This window comes from Streptomyces fulvoviolaceus, assembly GCF_000718165.1.
GTDB classification, from domain to species: Bacteria; Actinomycetota; Actinomycetes; order Streptomycetales; family Streptomycetaceae; genus Streptomyces; species Streptomyces fulvoviolaceus.
In genome coordinates this window covers 133,210-150,282 of the sequence record NZ_JOEY01000025.1, presented here as the reverse complement: position 1 = coordinate 150,282, position 17,073 = coordinate 133,210, and the positions used below count along the sequence as shown (strand labels likewise).

Below are 17,073 nucleotides of genomic sequence, written 5' to 3'. Positions count from 1 at the left end.
GGCCTCGGCGGGGGTGATCCGGGCCCGGCGGGCGCGCAGGAAACGCCCCAGCTCGGTACCCCCGCTCTGCTGCTCACGTGTCATGTCTTCGAGTGTGCGGATGTCGGTGACCCGCCGGTAGGCGTGTGGGGGGCCCTGTCGTACCCCTGAACGCGGATCCCTGGCACAGTGCGGTCTGGCAGGTGACGCGTGTGCGAGGGAGCGTTGCCGGTGTGGGGATCTCCACCTGACGGCGAGACCACCTGGGGCGAGCACATCACGACGAGGAACAGCCCCACAACCGCTGCCAGGAAGCAGGCAGAGTCCATGCGCACGACGACACTCGGCACCGGCGGCCCGGAGACCGGCGTCCTCGGCCTGGGCTGCGGCGGGTCTCGGTCCATTCGCCGTTCTGCCCGGTCAGCACCGTGCCTACGAGTCGGATCAGGGCGGAGCGGTCCGGGAAGACGTCGACCACGTCGGCGCGACGCCTGATCTCCTTGTTGAGCTGGTTCTGGATGACCCGGCCGATGCCGGATCCGCGACGGGCGCGGGACCGTGTCCGGGCTGTTCTCCGCGACGTGGTCGGGGATCGTTCCGGGCTGCCGGCCAAGCACCGGGGTGATCCACGGGTTTTGAGCTACACCCCGAGGCTTCCGCCGGTGCCGTTGAAACCGCGGGGGAGAGTGCGCTGAGATGCGCCGATGGGTTGGGTGGAGGCAGGTTGCGGGTCGCCGACCCTTGACCCGTGCTCCACGTGGTGAGCAGATTCCGCCCTGCTGACACCCACCGAAGCGAACGGCTGGGCAGTCGACCGCGAGGCGCCGGCCGTTCTCCCCGCGGCACAGGCCCGCGGCCCGCACCCGGCGCAGGATCCCGTCAGGAGGCCCGCAGGACGTCGAGTGCCGTGAGTGCGATGTGGAGTTCGGTGCGCTGTTCGCCGGATTCGAGGTCGCGGTTCAGGAGGCGCTCGATGGTGCGCAGGCGTTGGTAGACGGTCTCGCGGGACACGCCGCCGCGGCGGGCGGCGGTGGTCTTGTTGCCGGCCGCGTCGAGGTAGTGGCGCAGGGTCGTCAGCAGGTCGCTGCCGTGCCGGGTGTCGTGGTCGATCAGGCGGCCCAGCTGCCGTTCGGTGTACTCCTGGATCCGGGTGTCCTCGCGGAGTGCGTACAGCAACCGGCTCAGGCCGATGTCGGACAGTTCGTGGAAGGAGCGGTCCGGGGGCAGGGGCCGGCCGGGCGGGGTGGCCTCGGCGACCCGGGCCGCCTCGCGGAACGAGCGGGCGGTGTCGGCGAGGTCCGTGACCTCCGAGCCGACGCTCACGACCGCCAGCGGGACCAGGTCCAGGGCGGCGCGGCCGAGGCGTTCGGCGACGGGACGCCAGGGCTGGGAGGGGCGCAGGGCCAGCAGGATGCCGAGGCGGCCGGGGGACAGTTCGCCGACGAGGGTGGGGATACCCGCGGTCCTCAGCTCCCGGGACAGAAGGGCCTCCGTTTCGGCGCCGCCCTGATCGACGAGGATCGCGAGGAACCGACTGTCGTCCGTGGGCAGGCCCAGTGCGGCGCAGCGGGCGCGGGCGTCCTCGGGGGAGTGGTGGCGCTGTTCGGCCAGGTCACGCAGGGCGTTTCGGTGTGCGGTGCGCTCCCAGGGCGTGGGGTGGATGAGACGGGCGACGGTCAGCGCCATCGCCGTTCTCTGCAGGACGGTGAGGTGCTCCGGGCCGAAGGACGGCCCGTCGGCGCGGGCCGGGAGCATGGCGACGCGGCCCCAGCGTTCGCCCTGGTACTCCACGGGTGTGACGAGCCAGCGTTCCGCACCGCGTACGTCCGAGGGATCGCCGGGCGGGGTCGCCCTGGAGCGCCGCTCCCAGTCGGTGAGCGCCTCTTCCACCGTGCTGCCGGAAGGCTCGCAGATCAGCGCCTGGTGCGCCAGGTTCTCCAGGACGACCGTGCGGCCGCTCATCTCCGACGCCGCCCGCACCACGTCCTCCGCACCCGCGCCGCGCAGCGTCAGGGCCGTGAACGCCTCGTGGATCCGCTGGGTCCGGCGCATCGCGTCGGTCTGGTTGCCGAGGATGAGGGTGTGGACGACCTGGGTGACCTCCAGGAAGTTGACGTCCTTGGCGAGGGTGATCAGCGGGAGTCCGCGGGCGTGGCAGGCGTGGACGAGTGCTTCGGGCGGGCGGTGGTAACGCCGTACGAGTTCGATGACCAGGGCCGCCGCTTCGACGTCGGCGAGCTCGTCGACGTACCGGCGGACATCCGCGGCGTCGTCGGGCAGGGGCATGCCCGTGGTCAGGACGAGTTCGCCGCCCTTGAGGAAGGAGGCGGGGTCCGTCAGCTCCGTGATGTGGACCCAGCGCACCGGCCGGTCGAGGTGGGGCACACCGGTGACGACCTGGGGCTGTCCGGCGGCCAGGACGGGGAGGGCCAGGACGTCGGCGACGGTGAGTGTGCGGCCGGCGGCGCTTGTGTCCCCGTCGTCCGTGTCCGGTGGACGAGTGGCGGGGTGGTTCTCGTTCACGGTGTCTCCATGGGGACGCCCCGCTCGTGCGAAGCCGGCCCGGTCACTCTGACAAGCGCCGCTGACCTGCGCAAGAGGGGCCTCACAGCGGCCACCACGGTGCCGGGGGGCGCATAACGGCCCCCGCGGTTGACACAACGTCCGAACACCGTGTCCCCGCTGGACAGATCACGCGTTGTCGCCCTCCGCGGCGGCCTGGATGCTCGGGAAGGAAGTGGGAGCAGAACACCCAGATCACGAGACACGGCCGGGAGACGAACATGACCGCACTGTCGCCGCACCTTCGCCAGGCCACGCCCGTGGTGGCGGTCCGGGGCGAGGGCGTCCACCTGTACGGCGAGGACGGCCGCCGCTACCTCGACTTCACCGCCGGCATCGGCGTCACCAGCACCGGGCACTGCCACCCCAGGGTGGTGGAGGCGGCGCGGGAGCAGGTGGGCACCCTCGTCCACGGTCAGTACACGACGGTCATGCACCAACCCCTGCAGCGGCTCGTCGACAAACTCGGCGAGGTGCTGCCGGCCGGCCTCGACAGCCTGTTCTTCACCAACTCCGGCAGCGAGGCCGTCGAGGCCGCACTGCGCCTGGCCCGCCAGGCCACCGGCCGGCCCAACATCCTGGTCTGCCACGGCGGTTTCCACGGCCGTACCGTGGCCGCCGCCGCCATGACCACGTCCGGCACCCGCTTCCGGTCCGGCTTCTCCCCGCTGATGAGCGGCGTGGTCGTCACCCCCTTCCCGACGGCCTACCGCTACGGCTGGGACGAGGACGCGGCCACCCGCTTCGCCCTCCAGGAGCTCGACTACACCCTCCAGACCATCTCCTCGCCCGCCGACACCGCCGCCGTCATCGTCGAACCGGTACTCGGCGAGGGCGGCTACGTGCCCGCGACCCGCGCCTTCCTGGAAGGCCTGCGCGAACGCGCCGACCGGCACGGCTTCCTGCTGATCCTCGACGAGGTGCAGACCGGCGTCGGCCGCACCGGCCGGTTCTGGGGCCACGACCACTTCGGCGTCACCCCGGACATCCTCATCACCGCCAAGGGCCTGGCCAGCGGCTTCCCGCTCTCCGGGATCGCCGCGTCCGAGGAGCTGATGACCAAGGCATGGCCCGGCTCGCAGGGCGGCACGTACGGCGCCAACGCGGTCGCCTGCGCGGCGGCCTGCGCCACCCTCGACGTCGTACGGGACGAGAAGCTCGTCGAGAACGCCGAGGCCATGGGCGCCAGGCTGCGCGCAGGCCTGGAAGCGGTGGCCGAGCGGACGCCGGGCATCGGGGACGTACGCGGGCTCGGGCTGATGCTGGCCACCGAGTTCGTCACCGAGGACGGCAGCCCCGACCCCGAGACCGCCGCCCGTGTGCAGCGGGCCGCCGTCGACGAGGGGCTGCTCCTGCTGCTGTGCGGGGCCTGGAACCAGGTCGTGCGGATGATCCCGGCGCTCGTCATCGACGAGGCGGCGGTGGACGAGGGTCTCCAGGCGTGGGCGACCGCGGTGGAGGGCGGTACCTCGGGAGCCTCGGCACGATGAGCGATCCCCTGGCGCGGCTGACCGCCCGGCTCGCCGAGACGGCTCCCGGCCTGCGGGTGGACACGGGCCCCGGCACCGGCCCCTATGCCTACGACGCCTCCAACTACCGTGTCCCGCCACGGGCAGTGGCCTTCCCTCGCACTGCCGACGACGTGTGCGCGGTGTTGCGGGCCTGCCGGGAGACGGGCGTCCCGGTCACCGCGCGCGGCGGCGGCACCAGCATGGCCGGCAACGCGGTCGGGCCGGGTGTCGTCCTCGACCTCTCCCGGTACATGAACCGGGTCCTGGACATCGACCCGGCCGCCGGGACCGCGCGGGTCCAGGCCGGCGTGGTCCTCGACGCGCTGTGCGCCGCGACCGCCCCGCACGGGCTCACCTTCGGCCCCGACCCGTCCTCCCACAGCCGCTGCACCATCGGCGGGATGATCGGCAACGACGCGTGCGGGAACCGGTCCGTGCGGCACGGGCGGACCAGCTCCCACATCGAGGCCCTGGAGATCGTGACGGCCGACGGCGTACGGGCCGTCGCCGACCACGCGGGGCTGCACCCGCTGAACCCCGCGGACGCGGAGCCCGTAGCCCGCCTGGAAGCGGACGTACGACGACTGATCGACGCCGAACTGGCCCCGATCCGTACCGAGTTGGGCCGCATCCCGCGCCAGGTCTCCGGCTACCAGCTGCATCACCTCCTGCCCGAGAACGGCTTCGACCTGGCCCGCGCCCTGGTCGGCACCGAGGGTTCCTGCGCGGTCGTCACCGCCGCGACGGTCCGCCTGGTGGCGACCGCACCGGCCTCGGCGCTGCTGACCCTCGGCTACGACGACGTCGTCGACGCCGCCGAGGACGTCCCGGAGATCCTCCACTGGAACCCCACCGCCGTGGAGGGCATGGACGAGGCGATCGTCGCCACCATGCGCGCCCGCCGGGGCCCGGACTCCGTCACCGGACTGCCCGAGGGACGCGCCTGGCTCTACGTCGAACTCGACGGCGACGACGAGGAGTTGGTCGCCGCCCGTGCGGCCGAACTGCTGGACGTGCTCAAGGCCCGGGGTCGTATGACCGACGGCCGGGTCGTGGACAGCGCGGCCGAGCGGCGCTCTCTGTGGCGGGTCCGCGAGGACGGCGCCGGCCTCGCCGCCCGCCTGGTGGACGGCGGGGAGTCCTGGCCCGGCTGGGAGGACGCGGCGGTCGCGCCCGAGGAACTCGCCGCCTACCTGCGGGACTTCCGCGAGCTGCTGACCGCCCACGGACTGACCGGCGTGCTCTACGGCCACTTCGGCGCGGGCTGCGTCCACGTACGCATCGACTTCGACCTCGCCACGGACACCGGTCGCGCCGCCGCCCGCCGGTTCCTCGGCGAGGCCGCCGCCCTGGTCGTCGAGCACGGCGGGACCCTCTCGGGCGAGCACGGCGACGGGCGGGCCCGCGGTGAGCTGCTGGAGGTCATGTACAGCCACCGGATGATCCGGGCGTTCGCCGCCTTCAAGGAAGTCTTCGACCCCGAGGGGCTGTTGAACCCCGGCGTCATCGTGGCCCCGGCCCGACTCGACGCCGACCTCGCCCTGCACACGCCGGAACTGCTGCCCGTCACCACGCTCTTCACCTTCCCGCACGACGAGGACGGCTTCGAAGGCGCCGTGCGCCGCTGCGTGGGCATCGGCCGGTGCCGCAGCGACACGGGTGGCGTGATGTGCCCGAGCTACCGGGCCACGGGGGAGGAGAACGACTCCACCCGGGGCCGGGCCCGCCTCCTCCAGGAGATGGTGCGGGGGGAAACGGTCCAGGACGGCTGGCGCTCGACAGAGGTCCGCGACGCCCTCGACCTGTGCCTGTCCTGCAAGGCGTGCTCCAGCGACTGCCCGGTCGGCGTCGACATGGCCACGTACAAGGCCGAGTTCCTGCACCGGCACTACAAGGGCAGGCTGCGGCCGCGCTCCCACTACTCGCTGGGATGGCTGCCCCTGACGTCCGCTCTCGCCGGATACGCGGCCCGGCCGCTCAACGCACTGCTGCGTGGACCGCTCGGCAGGCTGCTCGCGCGGCTCGGGGGTGTGACCACCGAGCGCAGGATCCCGGCGTTCGCCTCCCGGCGCGAGTCGCGTGCGGTCCTGCGGGAGGCCACGACCGCCGAACCGTCGAAGGCCCTGCTCTTCGTCGACAGCTTCACGCGCGCCTTCCGCCCCCAGGTGGCGGGTGCCGCCGGCCGCGTCCTCGCCGACGCAGGCATCCCCACCACCGCACAGGACGGCTTGTGCTGCGGCCTGACCTGGGTCAGCACCGGTCAACTGTCCGTGGCCCGCAGGATCATGGCCCGCACGGTCGCCCACCTGGACGACGGCGACGGCCGGCCGATCATCGTGGCCGAGCCCAGCTGCGCCGCCGCCCTCAAGCGCGACGTCCCCGAACTGCTCGGCACCGAAGCCGCCCGGCGCGTCGCCGACCGCGTCCACACCTTCACCGGCGCCCTGACCGACCTCGCCGAGCCGGGCTGGGTCCCGCCGCCGCTGCCCGAGGACGTCGTACTCCAGACCCACTGCCACGAGTACGCCACCTTCAAGGGCCGCCGCCCCGCCGACCTGCTGCGCCGTTTCGGCGTACGCCGGGTCGACGAGGCCGAGGGCTGCTGCGGCCTCGCCGGGAACTTCGGCTTCGAGGAGCAGCACTACGACACCTCGATGGCCGTCGCCGGCCTGGCGCTGAAGCCGCGCCTCGACGGCATCGACCGGGCCGCGCCGACCGCGGTCGTGGCCGACGGCTTCAGCTGCGCCACCCAGATCGACCACCTCGCCGGTGACCGGGGCGTGCGCGCCCTGCATCTCGCGGAACTGCTCGACCCCGCCGCCGATCGACCAGGAGAGACCAAATGACCGACACACTCACGCAGTTGTTCATCGGCGGGGCCTGGGTGGACGCCGCGGACGGCGCCACTCTGCCGGTGGACGATCCCGCGACCGGCGAGATCATCGCGCACGTCGCCGACGCCGGCCCCAAGGACGCCCGGCTCGCTGAGGACGCGGCCGTCCAGGCCCAGGGGGAGTGGGCGCGTACGGCACCCCGGGCGCGCAGCGAGATCCTGCGCCGCGCCTACGAGATCATCCTCGACCGGACCGAGGAGCTCGCCCGTCTGATGACCTCCGAGATGGGCAAGCCGCTGGCCGAGGCCAGGGGAGAGGTGGCCTACGCCGCGGAGTTCTTCCGCTGGTTCTCCGAGGAGGCCGTCCGTATCGACGGCGGTGGCGGCATCCTGCCGGACGGGCGCAACCGCATGCTGCTCTCCCGCCGGCCGGTCGGCCCCTGCCTGTTGATCACGCCCTGGAACTTCCCGCTCGCCATGGGCACCCGCAAGATCGGCCCGGCGATCGCCGCCGGCTGCACGATGATCCTCAAACCGGCTCCCCAGACCCCGCTCTCCAGCCTGGCCCTCGCCGCGATCCTCCAGGAGGCCGGCCTGCCGGACGGCGTGCTGAACGTCGTCACCACCTCCCGTGCCGGGGAGGTCTGCGAACCGCTCCTCCGCGGCGGCCGGATCCGCAAGCTGTCCTTCACCGGCTCCACGCAGGTCGGACGGCTGCTGCTGGCGCAGAGCGCCGACGCGGTCGTACGGACCTCGATGGAGCTGGGAGGCAACGCGCCGTTCATCGTCTTCGACGACGCCGACCTGGACACGGCCGTCGACGGCGCGATGCTCGCCAAGATGCGCAACATGGGCGAGGCGTGCACGGCCGCCAACCGCTTCTTCGTCCACCGGTCGGTGGCGGAGGAGTTCGGGCGCCGCCTGGCCGAGCGCATGGGAGCCCTGGTCGTGGGTCCCGGCACCCGCGACGGGGTCGACGTGGGCCCGCTGATCGACGCGACCGGTCGCGCCAAGGTCGAGGACCTGGTTGCCGACGCGGTGGAGCGCGGTGCCCGGGTGCTCGTCGGGGGCCGTACACCCGAGGGACCGGGCTGCTTCTACCCGCCGACCGTGCTGTCGGCGGTCGACCCCGAAAGCCGTCTGATGGACACGGAGATCTTCGGCCCGGTCGCCGCGATCCTCACCTTCGACGACGAGGACGAGGTCGTCCGCCGGGCCAACGACACCCCCTGGGGACTGGTCGGCTACGTCTTCACCGAGACCCTGAACCGCGCCCTTCGCGTCAGCGAACGCCTGGAGGTCGGGATGGTGGGACTGAACACAGGACTGGTCTCCAACCCGGCCGCCCCCTTCGGCGGCGTGAAGCAGTCCGGCCTGGGCAGGGAAGGCGGCCGGGTGGGCATCGACGAGTTCCTGGAGTACCAGTACTTGGCAATCCCGGTGCGGTGACCACCCCAGGGGCGCGGGGAACTGAGCGACCAGCCACAGACTCCCCGCGCCCGCAAATCATTCACGCACCCAAACGGCGCGCCGCGATCTCTTGGGCCGTCTCCCCGACAAGCCGCCCCAACTCAGGCAGCCTCTCAGCGTCGTACCGAGACTCCGGCATGGAAACAGCGACCGTCGCCAACGGCGTCCCACCCTCATCCAGAATCGCCGCGGCCACGGCGCACACATCCGGCCGATACTGATTCCGGTTCACCGAATACCCATCGGCCCGCACCCGGTCCAGCTCCAAGCGCAGCGTCTCCGCATCGACCGGCGTCGCCTCCCCGAACCGCTCCAACCCCCGCGCGACCAGCTCATCGACGTCCGCCCGCGGCGCATACGCGAGAACCGCACGCCCCGTCGCCGTCGCGTGCAGCGGCGACGTGTCGCCGATGGCGTGGAACGTCCGTACCGCGTGCGTGCAGTCCACCCGGTCGACGACCACCATGCACTGCAACGCGTCCGGCACCGACAGATGAATGGTCTCGTTCACGGCGTCCCGCAGCCGGATCATGGGCTCCCGTGCGGCCGCGAACAGGCTCGACCCCTGCAGCGCCGCCGGGCGTACGGCCAGCACCCGCGCGCCGATCTCCCAGCGGGTCGTGTCCTTCCGGTTCGCCCGCAGCCACCCGGCCTCGTTCAGGGTGACCAGCGTGCGCTGCACCGTCGACTTGGGCAGGCCGAACAGTTTGGTCAGTTCTCCCACGGTCACCGGCTGGTGCTGTGCGACCGCCTCGAGTATCCGCAGTGACCTGGTCACGCTCTTCATTTCCATCTGGTTTCCCCCGTTAACTCTGCGAACTCCATGCGCGCACCCCTTGACTCCCCTTCGGCGCCACTGCCATTCTCGTGCCAGATTCTAGCATAGCGTTCCACAATGTGGCACGGAGGAAGTTGAAGGGGTGGCCGCGAAGGGGCGGTCCGAAGCCCCTCCCTCCGGAAAGCCCCAGTCGGCGGCCCTTGGCCGCCCCCTCCATCCGGAATCACACAATCCGCACACCGGGCGCCCAGCATCCACGGCCCGGGAGACGAAAGGAACCCTTGTGCCTGCCAGCAAGCGTGTCGCCGTCGTCGGCGTCGGAACGATGGGCAGCCAGGCCGCCTGGCGCCTGGCCGCCCGCGGAGCCGAGGTCGTCGGCTACGACCGCTTCGCCCCGGGTCACGACCGCGGCGCCGCCGGCGGCGAGACCCGGATCTTCCGCAGCGCTCACTTCGAGGACTCCCGGTACGTCCCGCTCCTCCAGCACGCCGACACCCTCTGGGAGCGGCTCCAGGAGGAGACCGGCCGCGAGCTGCGCCGTCTGACCGGCTGTCTGCTCATGGGGCCGACCGAGCACCACCAGATGGCGACCGTCCTGGAATCGATAGCGGAACACGGTCTCGACCACGAGGTGCTCGACGTCGACGCCCTCGCCAAGCGCTTCCCGCAGTTCCGGATCGAGGACGGCGACGCGGCCGTACTCGACCGCCACGCGGGCTTCATCCGGCCCGAGTTGACGATCCAGACGGCCGCCCGCCGCGCCGAGGAGCTGGGCGCCGTCATCCACCGCTACACCCCGGTCCGCGAGATCGTGCCCGTCGCGAACGGCGTCGAGATCCGCACGGACGCCGGGAGCGAGCACTTCGACACCGCCGTGGTCACCGTCGGCCCCTGGGTGAACAACCTGCTGCCGGACCTGCCGTGGGAGGTGGACATCCGCCGCCTCATCAGCGCCTGGTACGTGCCCACCACCGACACCTGGTTCGGCGAGGAGCTCCCCGCCTTCATCCGTACGGCACCCACGCACTGCTACGGCCTGCCCTCGCCGGACGGCGTCTCCGTCAAGCTCGGGCTGTCCCGGGCGCTGCACCGCCCCGCCGGCGACCCCAACCACCTGGACCGGACGGTGGAGCCGGAGGAACTGGAGATCTTCACCGAGCTGATCGGCCGCCACATGCCGGACCTGAACCCCGACCCGGTCCGCCTCTCCGTCTACATGGAGGGCTACACCGAGAGCAGCCGTCCCCTCGTCGGACCCCTGCCCGGCGCCGAAAACGTCGTGCTCCTCGCCGGGTTCTCCGGACACGGCTTCAAGCTCTCGCCCGCCTTCGGCGACATCGCCGCCGACCTCGCGCTGGACGGCACCTCGCCCCGGCCCGTCGACTTCCTCTCCACCCTCGACCGGACGGAGGCGTGACCACGATGACCAGCACTCTCTCCATCGGCACCCTGCACGCCGAACCCGGCACCAAGACCCGCGGCACCGTCCCCGCCGACCTCGGCACCCTCACCGTCGACATCCCGCTGACCCTGGTCAACGGCGCCCACCCCGGCCCCCGCGTCCTGATCACCGCGGGAGTCCACGGCGGCGAGTTCACCGGCATCGACGCGGCCACCCGGCTCGCGGCCCTGCTGGAGCCCGGCGAGCTCCACGGCCAGGTGATCGTCTGCCCGGTCGCCAACCCCCCGGCCGTGTACCAGGGCCGACTCGGCGTCTCCCCGCTCGACGGCGTCAACATCAACCGCGTCTTCCCCGGCGACCCCGACGGCAGCCCCACCGAGCGGCTCGCCGCCTGGCTCTTCACCCACCTCCTGGACGGCGCCGACGCCTACGTCGACCTCCACTCGGGCGGCATCGACGAGGTCCTCGACGACTTCGTCGGCTACCGCCTCACCGGAGACCCCCAACTGGACGCGAAGACAGCCGACATGGCGAGCGCCCTCGGCATCGAGGACGTCATCCTCGGCCTGAACGCCGAAGGCGGCAACAGCCACGCGGCCGCCGCCCGCCAGGGCATCCCGGCGATCCTCGTCGAGACCGGCCAACTCGGCGAACGCGACGCCGAGACCGCGCGCCGCCTCGTCACCGGTCTGTACGGGGTGCTGAGCCGACTCGGCGTCCTCGACACCGGGCCCAAGGCCACGACGGCCGTCCGCGACTGGGTCTGGGCCGCCGGCGTCACCGCCGAGACCACCGGCCTCTGGTACCCGGAGTTCACCGCCGGCGACGACGTCACGGAGGGCCAGGTCATCGGCCACGTCGTCGACCCGGCCGACGGCCAGGAGCACAAGGTCCACACCCCGGCCACCGGACGGATCTTCTACGGCATGCGCGGCCTGACCGTCGCTCCCGGCGCCGAACTCGCCGCCATCGCCGTCCCGGCACCCGGCGACAGCGCCCACTGACCCCACCCCCCCTGAAAACACCCGCACTCCCTGCAAAGCACCCGCACCGCCCTGCAAAGCACGCACCCCTCATCACGCAGCGCACCCCCAGGAGGCCCCCGGTGTCAGATGTCCGGATAGACCGCAGAGTGTTCCTGCGCGGAGTCGGCGGAGTCGCCGCCGGCATCGCCGCCACCTCGCTCACCGCCTGCGGCACCGGCACCAGCCGGTCAGTCGGCGGAGGCGACGGCAGCGACTCCAAGACCCTCGTCGTCCGCAACAGCGGCGGCAGCTACGGCGACGCCAACCAGCAGGCGATCTACGACCCGTTCACCAAGGAGACCGGCATCCAGGTCAAGGTGGTGAACATCGAGTACGCCCAGATGCTCGCCCAGATCAAGCAGGGCCGCCCGCAGTTCGACGTGATCGACGACTCGATGGCCGACTTCGTGCTCTTCAAGCAGGAGGGCGCCACCCAGGACCTCGACTACGACCGGCTGAAGTACTTCAAGAACTCCGGCATCGCCAAGGCCCTGGTGACCTCCAACGCCGTCGGCAAGAACTACTGGGCCAGCGTGATGGCGTACCGCACCGACGCCTTCGACGGGAAGAAGCCGGCCTCGTGGGCCGACTTCTGGGACACCAAGGCGTTCCCGGGCAGCCGCGCCCTGCAGGCCCTCGACGCGGACCTGCCCGAGCTGGAGTTCGCCCTGCTGGCCGACGGCGTGGCACTGGACAAGCTGTATCCGCTCGACGTGGACCGCGCCTTCAAGGTCCTCAGCGAGATCAAGGGTTCCGTCCGGAAGTTCTGGGACACCGGTGCCCTGCCCGGCGTACTCCTCGCACGCAAGGAGGTCGTCGCCTCCAGCGTCTGGCACGGCCGCCTCGACGCCCTGATCAAGGGCGGCTCGCCGCTGGCCTACCAGTGGAACGGTGCCCGCCGGCAGAGCAACGCCCTCGGCATCCCCAAGGGCGCCGCCAACCTCGACGCCGCCTACAAGCTGATCGACTTCGCCCTGCGCCCCGAGGTGCAGGCCGCCTACGCCGAGATCTACCCGATGGCCCCGTCGGTGCCTGGCGCCTACAAGAAGCTCTCCGCCACCACCGCCGCGAACCTGGGCAGTTCGCCCGCGCACCTGGAGTCCGGCTTCGACCTGGACGTCGAGTGGTGGATCAAGAACCAGGACGCGGTGTCCAAGCGCTGGCAGGAGTGGACGCATGCCTGAGGCCGACGTGATGCCTTCGCTCGCCCTGCCCGAGACCCTGACCGGCTCCGGAAAACCCGTGTCCGTGACACGACTTCGCAAGACCTACGGCGGAGTCACGGCCGTGGACGAGGTCTCCATGGAGATCGCGGCGGGCGAGTTCGTCACCTTCCTGGGATCCTCCGGCTCCGGCAAGACCACCACCCTGATGATGATCGCCGGGTTCTGCGAGCCCGACTCCGGCAGCATCGTCGTCGGCGGCCACGACATGACCCGCCTCGCCCCGCAGAAGCGCGGCCTGGGCTTCGTCTTCCAGCAGTACCTGCTCTTCCCGCACATGACGGTGTGGGAGAACGTCGCCTTCCCGCTGCAACTGCGCGGTGTGCCGAAGGCGGAGCTGCGCCGGAGGGTCGGCGAGACCCTGGAGATGGCCGGCCTCTCGGCCATGGCACGCCGCCGGCCGCGCGAGCTGTCCGGCGGCCAGCAGCAGCGGGTCGCGCTGTGCCGCGCCCTTGTCTACCGGCCGCCGGTCATCCTCATGGACGAGCCGCTGGGCGCCCTCGACAAGAAGCTGCGCGACCAGCTCCAGACCGAGATCAAACGCATCCAGCGCGAACTCGGCCTGACCGTCATCTATGTGACGCACGATCAGGAGGAGGCGCTCGTCCTCTCCGACCGCATCGCGGTCATGCGGGACGGGCGGATCGACCAGTTCGACACCCCGCAGGAGCTCTTCGAGCGCCCCCGCACCCCGTTCGTCGCCGACTTCCTCGGCGCCGCCAACTTCCTCCCGGGCCAGGTGGCGGAGCAGACGGCGGACCACATCCTCGTACGGCTCGACACCGGCGGTCTGCTCAAGGCCCGCCCGCAGGCCGTCCCGCCGGCGCCGAAGGTCCTCGCCGCGGTCCAGCCCGGCCGGCTCGTCCTGTGCCCCGCCGGCGACGGGTTCTGTACCGGGACCGTGGAAACGGTCACCTACGTGGGCACTCTCGTCCGGGTCACCGTCCGCTCCGATGGCGGCGCGGACACCGGATGCGTACGGCTGGAGCTGCCCGCCGGCCGCGCCCCCGCCCTCGGCGCGCGCGTCGGTCTCACCGCGGACCCGGGCAACGTCAGCGTCTTCGCCGACCCGGAACACGGAGGGTGAGAGCCGTGGCCGTACTCGCCCCCGTATCGGACTCCACCGCACCCGCGCACCACAAGACGCCCCGCAAGAAGCGGCTGAACCGGGTGTGGTCCGACCGCCGCACCCGCTTCGGCCTGTTCAACGCGGCCCCCGTCGTCGTCTACCTGTTGATCCTCTTCGTCTATCCGATCTTCAGCACCCTGATGCTGAGCATCGAGGGCGAGGACGGCGGCTTCACGCTCCACTGGTACGCCGACGCCTTCCGCGGCGCCAACCTGGAGATCCTGCTCACCACCCTGCGGATCTCCGCCGAGACCTCCCTGCTCGCCCTGGTCACCGGCTTCCTTCTCGCTGCCGCGATCTCCCGGCTCAAGCCGCTGTGGGCGGGCCTGGCCATGCTGGTCGTCGTCGTCCCGCACTTCATCAGCGCCCTGGTGCGCACCTACGGCTGGATCATCCTGCTCGGTGACAACGGCGTGGTGAACAACGTCCTGACGGACATCCACTTCCCGGGTGCGCCCTTCCAGTTGCTCTACAACGAGATCGGCGTCGTCATCGGCACCACCGCCGTGATGCTGCCGTACACCGTGCTGCTGCTGTACGCGGTCATGAAGGGCATCGATCGCCGGCTGCCGGCCGCCGCGGCCGGCATGGGCGCCGGACGGCTGACCATCTTCCGCCGGGTGTACCTCCCGCTGGTGGCCCCCGGCCTGGTCAACGCGGGTGTGCTGTCCTTCATCCTCTGCCTCGGCTACTACCTCACCCCCGCCCTCATGGGCGGCGAGAAACAGACCATGGTCGCCTCGCTCATCGACGAGCAGGTCATGAAGCAGAACCAGTGGAACGGCGCCTCAGCGCTCGGCATCATCCTCCTGCTCCTCACCTTCGCCGGACTCGTGCTGCTCAGGCTGGGGCGGTCGGCGGGCGAGGCCCTCCGGAAGCGAGGTGCGGCGTCATGATCGAGCTGCGCTCCACCCTGGCCGGACGCATCACCCTGACCGTCCTCGCCATCCTGATCCTGCTGGTCCTGGCCCTGCCGATCGTCGTCATCGTCGTCACCTCCTTCGGCAAGGACGCCTTCGGCTCCTTCCCGCCGGACTCCTGGACGCTCGGCTGGTACAAGCAGCTGTTCGCCGAGGGCAGCAAGTGGCCCGCCGCGCTGTCGCTCAGCGCCCTGGTGGCGGCCATGACCACGGTCTTCTCGCTCGTTCTCGGCATGACCGCCGCCACGGCCCTGGTCCGCAGCGAACTCCCGCTGCGCTCGGCGGTCTACGGCCTGGTCCTCGCCCCGCTGGTGATCCCCCAGGTCGTCGTAGCCCTCGGCCTGTTCCTGCTCTTCGAGCCGGCCGCGATGCTCGGCAGCCCGATCGCCATCGCCCTGGGCCACACCGTGCTGGCCTCGCCGATCGCCGTGATGATCCTCATGGCCACGCTGAAGGGCATCGACGAACGGCTGGAGGACGCGGCCGCCAGCATGGGCGCGAGCCGCCTCACGATCGCCCGGCGCATCACCTTCCCGCTGGCCGCGCCCGGGCTCGTCGCCGCCGGGATCTTCGCCTTCATCACCAGTTTCGACGAGTTCTTCATCTCGCAGTTCCTGTCCTCCGTGGACACCGTGACCCTGCCCGTCGAGGTGTTCAACGTCCTTCAGTACAACGTCGACCCGTCGGTGACCGCCGTCAGCGCGATCCTCATCGCCGTCGCCGTCGTGGCACTCGCCCTGGTCGCCGCGGTACGTCGACTCAGCGGCTCCGGCGCTCAGGACGGCCTGCTGCCGACCGAGACCGCGGTGGGCCTCCCCGCCGGAAGTGAGACCGCAAAATGACCACCAGCACCCGCACCCCCACCGGGGAGCTGTCCGCCACCGCGGCCCGCCACCTCCTGCTCAACATGACCCCCAACGGCTCGCTGGGCCAGGACGGCGAGAACCTCTTCGTCGTACAGCGCGGTGAGGGCCCGTACATCTGGGATGGGACCGGCCGGCGCTACATCGACGGCCTCTCCGGTCTGTACTGCTGCCAGCTCGGCTACTCCTACGCCCCCGAGTTCGCCGAGGCGGCCGACAAGCAGCTGCGCGAACTGTGCTTCAGCCCGCTGTGGTCCGCCTCCGCCCACCCCACGGCCATCGAACTCTCCGAACGACTGGCCCGGATCGCCCCCGTCGACATCGAGCACACCTTCTTCTCCGGCGGCGGCGCCGAAGCCGTGGAGACCGCCTGGAAGATCGCCCGCAAGTACCACGCCCTGCGCGGCGAGTTGGGCCGCACCAAGGCGATCTCCCGCCGCGGCGCCTACCACGGACTGACCATCGGCGCCCTGTCCCTCACCGACGACCCCGGACTGCGCGAGCCCTACGGACCGGGGGCGATCGAGACGCGGTTCGTGTCCAACACCAACCGCTTCGGCCTCGTACCCGAAGCACCCGAGTTCCTCGACGACGACGCGTACACCGCCATGCTGCTCGCCGAACTGGAGGCCGCGATCCTGGCCGAGGGCCCGGAGACGATCGCGATGCTGATCGCCGAGCCGGTACAGAACCGGGGCGGCTGCATCACACCGCCCGAGGGGTACTGGCCGGGCCTCAGGACGCTGGCCGACCGGTACGGGTTCCTGCTCGTCGCCGACGAGGTGATCACCGCCTTCGGACGGCTGGGGGAGTGGTTCGGCGGCGACCGGTACGGCGCCCGCCCGGACATCGTCACCGTCGCCAAGGGAATCACCGCCGGGTACGCCCCCATGGGCGCCACCCTCGTCAGCAGCCGCGTCACCGAGGTCATCAACCAGCCCGGCGCGGTCCTCAACCACGGCTACACCTTCGCCGGCCACCCGCTGAGCGCCGCGATCGCCCTGCGCAGCCTGGAGATCATGGAGCGGGACCGGATCCTGGAGAACGTCCGCGGCCAACAGGACCACCTCGCGGCCCGCATGACCTCCCTCGCGGACCTGCCCATCGTCGGCGACGTCCGGGGCGCGGGCTTCTTCTACGCCTGCGAGCTCGTCGGGGACCTGGAGGGCGGCGGCTTCAGCGACACCGCCCGCGCCGACCTGGTCGCCGGTCTCATCCCACGCCGGCTGCGCGAGGCCGGCCTCCTGGCCCGCGTCTACAACCGCGCGGCCCCCCTGGTCCAGATCGCGCCCCCGCTGATCAGCGACCGCGACCTCCTCGACCGTATCGCCGACATCCTCGCGGAGACGCTCGACGAGGCCTCCGCCCGCCTGTGACA

General features: G+C 71.5%; 12 protein-coding genes and 1 pseudogene. 10 read left to right on the top strand and 3 right to left on the bottom strand.

Annotated elements, in window-relative coordinates:
• Window positions 1-379: 379 nt before the first annotated feature.
• Window positions 380-490 (bottom strand): annotated as a pseudogene (locus IG08_RS59270) (transposase); the annotation flags it as partial.
• A 368-nt stretch (window positions 491-858) separates the two neighbouring features.
• The gene (locus IG08_RS0127075; RefSeq protein ID WP_030607605.1) at window positions 859-2,502 is read right to left on the bottom strand and encodes a PucR family transcriptional regulator; all 1,644 of its coding nucleotides are present in this window, start codon (window positions 2,500-2,502) and stop codon (window positions 859-861) included.
• Window positions 2,503-2,762: 260 nt separating this feature from the next.
• On the opposite strand from IG08_RS0127075, the gene IG08_RS0127070 reads away from it, so the two are divergent.
• From IG08_RS0127070 to IG08_RS0127060, 3 genes are read left to right on the top strand one after another with little or no spacing between them, the layout of a single operon-like run.
• On the top strand, window positions 2,763-4,031 hold the full coding sequence (locus IG08_RS0127070; RefSeq protein ID WP_030607603.1) for an aspartate aminotransferase family protein: 1,269 nt from the start codon (window positions 2,763-2,765) through the stop codon (window positions 4,029-4,031).
• On the top strand, window positions 4,028-6,898 hold the full coding sequence (locus IG08_RS0127065; protein WP_030607601.1) for an FAD-binding and (Fe-S)-binding domain-containing protein: 2,871 nt from the start codon (window positions 4,028-4,030) through the stop codon (window positions 6,896-6,898). Before IG08_RS0127070 ends, IG08_RS0127065 begins: the two co-directional genes overlap by 4 nt.
• Window positions 6,895-8,334: an NAD-dependent succinate-semialdehyde dehydrogenase gene (locus tag IG08_RS0127060; RefSeq protein WP_030607599.1), complete on the top strand. Its 1,440-nt coding sequence runs from the start codon at window positions 6,895-6,897 to the stop codon at window positions 8,332-8,334. The genes IG08_RS0127065 and IG08_RS0127060 overlap by 4 nt, the downstream gene beginning before the upstream one ends.
• A gap of 61 nt (window positions 8,335-8,395) precedes the next feature.
• On the opposite strand, the gene IG08_RS0127055 is transcribed toward IG08_RS0127060, so the two are convergent.
• Window positions 8,396-9,142, bottom strand: coding sequence for an IclR family transcriptional regulator (locus tag IG08_RS0127055; RefSeq protein ID WP_030607598.1), 747 nt, complete (start codon window positions 9,140-9,142; stop codon window positions 8,396-8,398).
• Window positions 9,143-9,416: 274 nt separating this feature from the next.
• Here IG08_RS0127055 and solA point away from each other — a divergent pair, with 274 nt between their 5' ends.
• The 7 genes from solA (at window position 9,417) to IG08_RS0127020 (ending at window position 17,071) form a co-directional block, all read left to right on the top strand.
• Window positions 9,417-10,550, top strand: coding sequence for an N-methyl-L-tryptophan oxidase (gene solA, locus IG08_RS0127050; protein ID WP_030607596.1), 1,134 nt, complete (start codon window positions 9,417-9,419; stop codon window positions 10,548-10,550).
• A gap of 5 nt (window positions 10,551-10,555) precedes the next feature.
• A complete protein-coding gene (locus IG08_RS0127045) occupies window positions 10,556-11,539 on the top strand; it encodes a succinylglutamate desuccinylase/aspartoacylase family protein (protein ID WP_043455281.1) in 984 nt (327 codons plus the stop codon).
• A 101-nt stretch (window positions 11,540-11,640) separates the two neighbouring features.
• Window positions 11,641-12,744 (top strand): ABC transporter substrate-binding protein, encoded by a 1,104-nt coding sequence (locus tag IG08_RS0127040; RefSeq protein WP_030607590.1) that lies wholly within the window; start codon window positions 11,641-11,643, stop codon window positions 12,742-12,744.
• Window positions 12,737-13,870 (top strand): ABC transporter ATP-binding protein, encoded by a 1,134-nt coding sequence (locus IG08_RS0127035; RefSeq protein WP_030607587.1) that lies wholly within the window; start codon window positions 12,737-12,739, stop codon window positions 13,868-13,870. Before IG08_RS0127040 ends, IG08_RS0127035 begins: the two co-directional genes overlap by 8 nt.
• Before the next feature lie 5 nt (window positions 13,871-13,875).
• Window positions 13,876-14,808, top strand: a complete 933-nt coding sequence (locus IG08_RS0127030; RefSeq protein WP_030607583.1) for an ABC transporter permease — start codon at window positions 13,876-13,878, stop codon at window positions 14,806-14,808.
• The gene (locus tag IG08_RS0127025) at window positions 14,805-15,674 is read left to right on the top strand and encodes an ABC transporter permease (RefSeq protein ID WP_030607580.1); all 870 of its coding nucleotides are present in this window, start codon (window positions 14,805-14,807) and stop codon (window positions 15,672-15,674) included. Before IG08_RS0127030 ends, IG08_RS0127025 begins: the two co-directional genes overlap by 4 nt.
• A complete protein-coding gene (locus IG08_RS0127020; RefSeq protein ID WP_030607578.1) occupies window positions 15,671-17,071 on the top strand; it encodes an aminotransferase class III-fold pyridoxal phosphate-dependent enzyme in 1,401 nt (466 codons plus the stop codon). The genes IG08_RS0127025 and IG08_RS0127020 overlap by 4 nt, the downstream gene beginning before the upstream one ends.
• Window positions 17,072-17,073 lie beyond the last annotated feature (2 nt).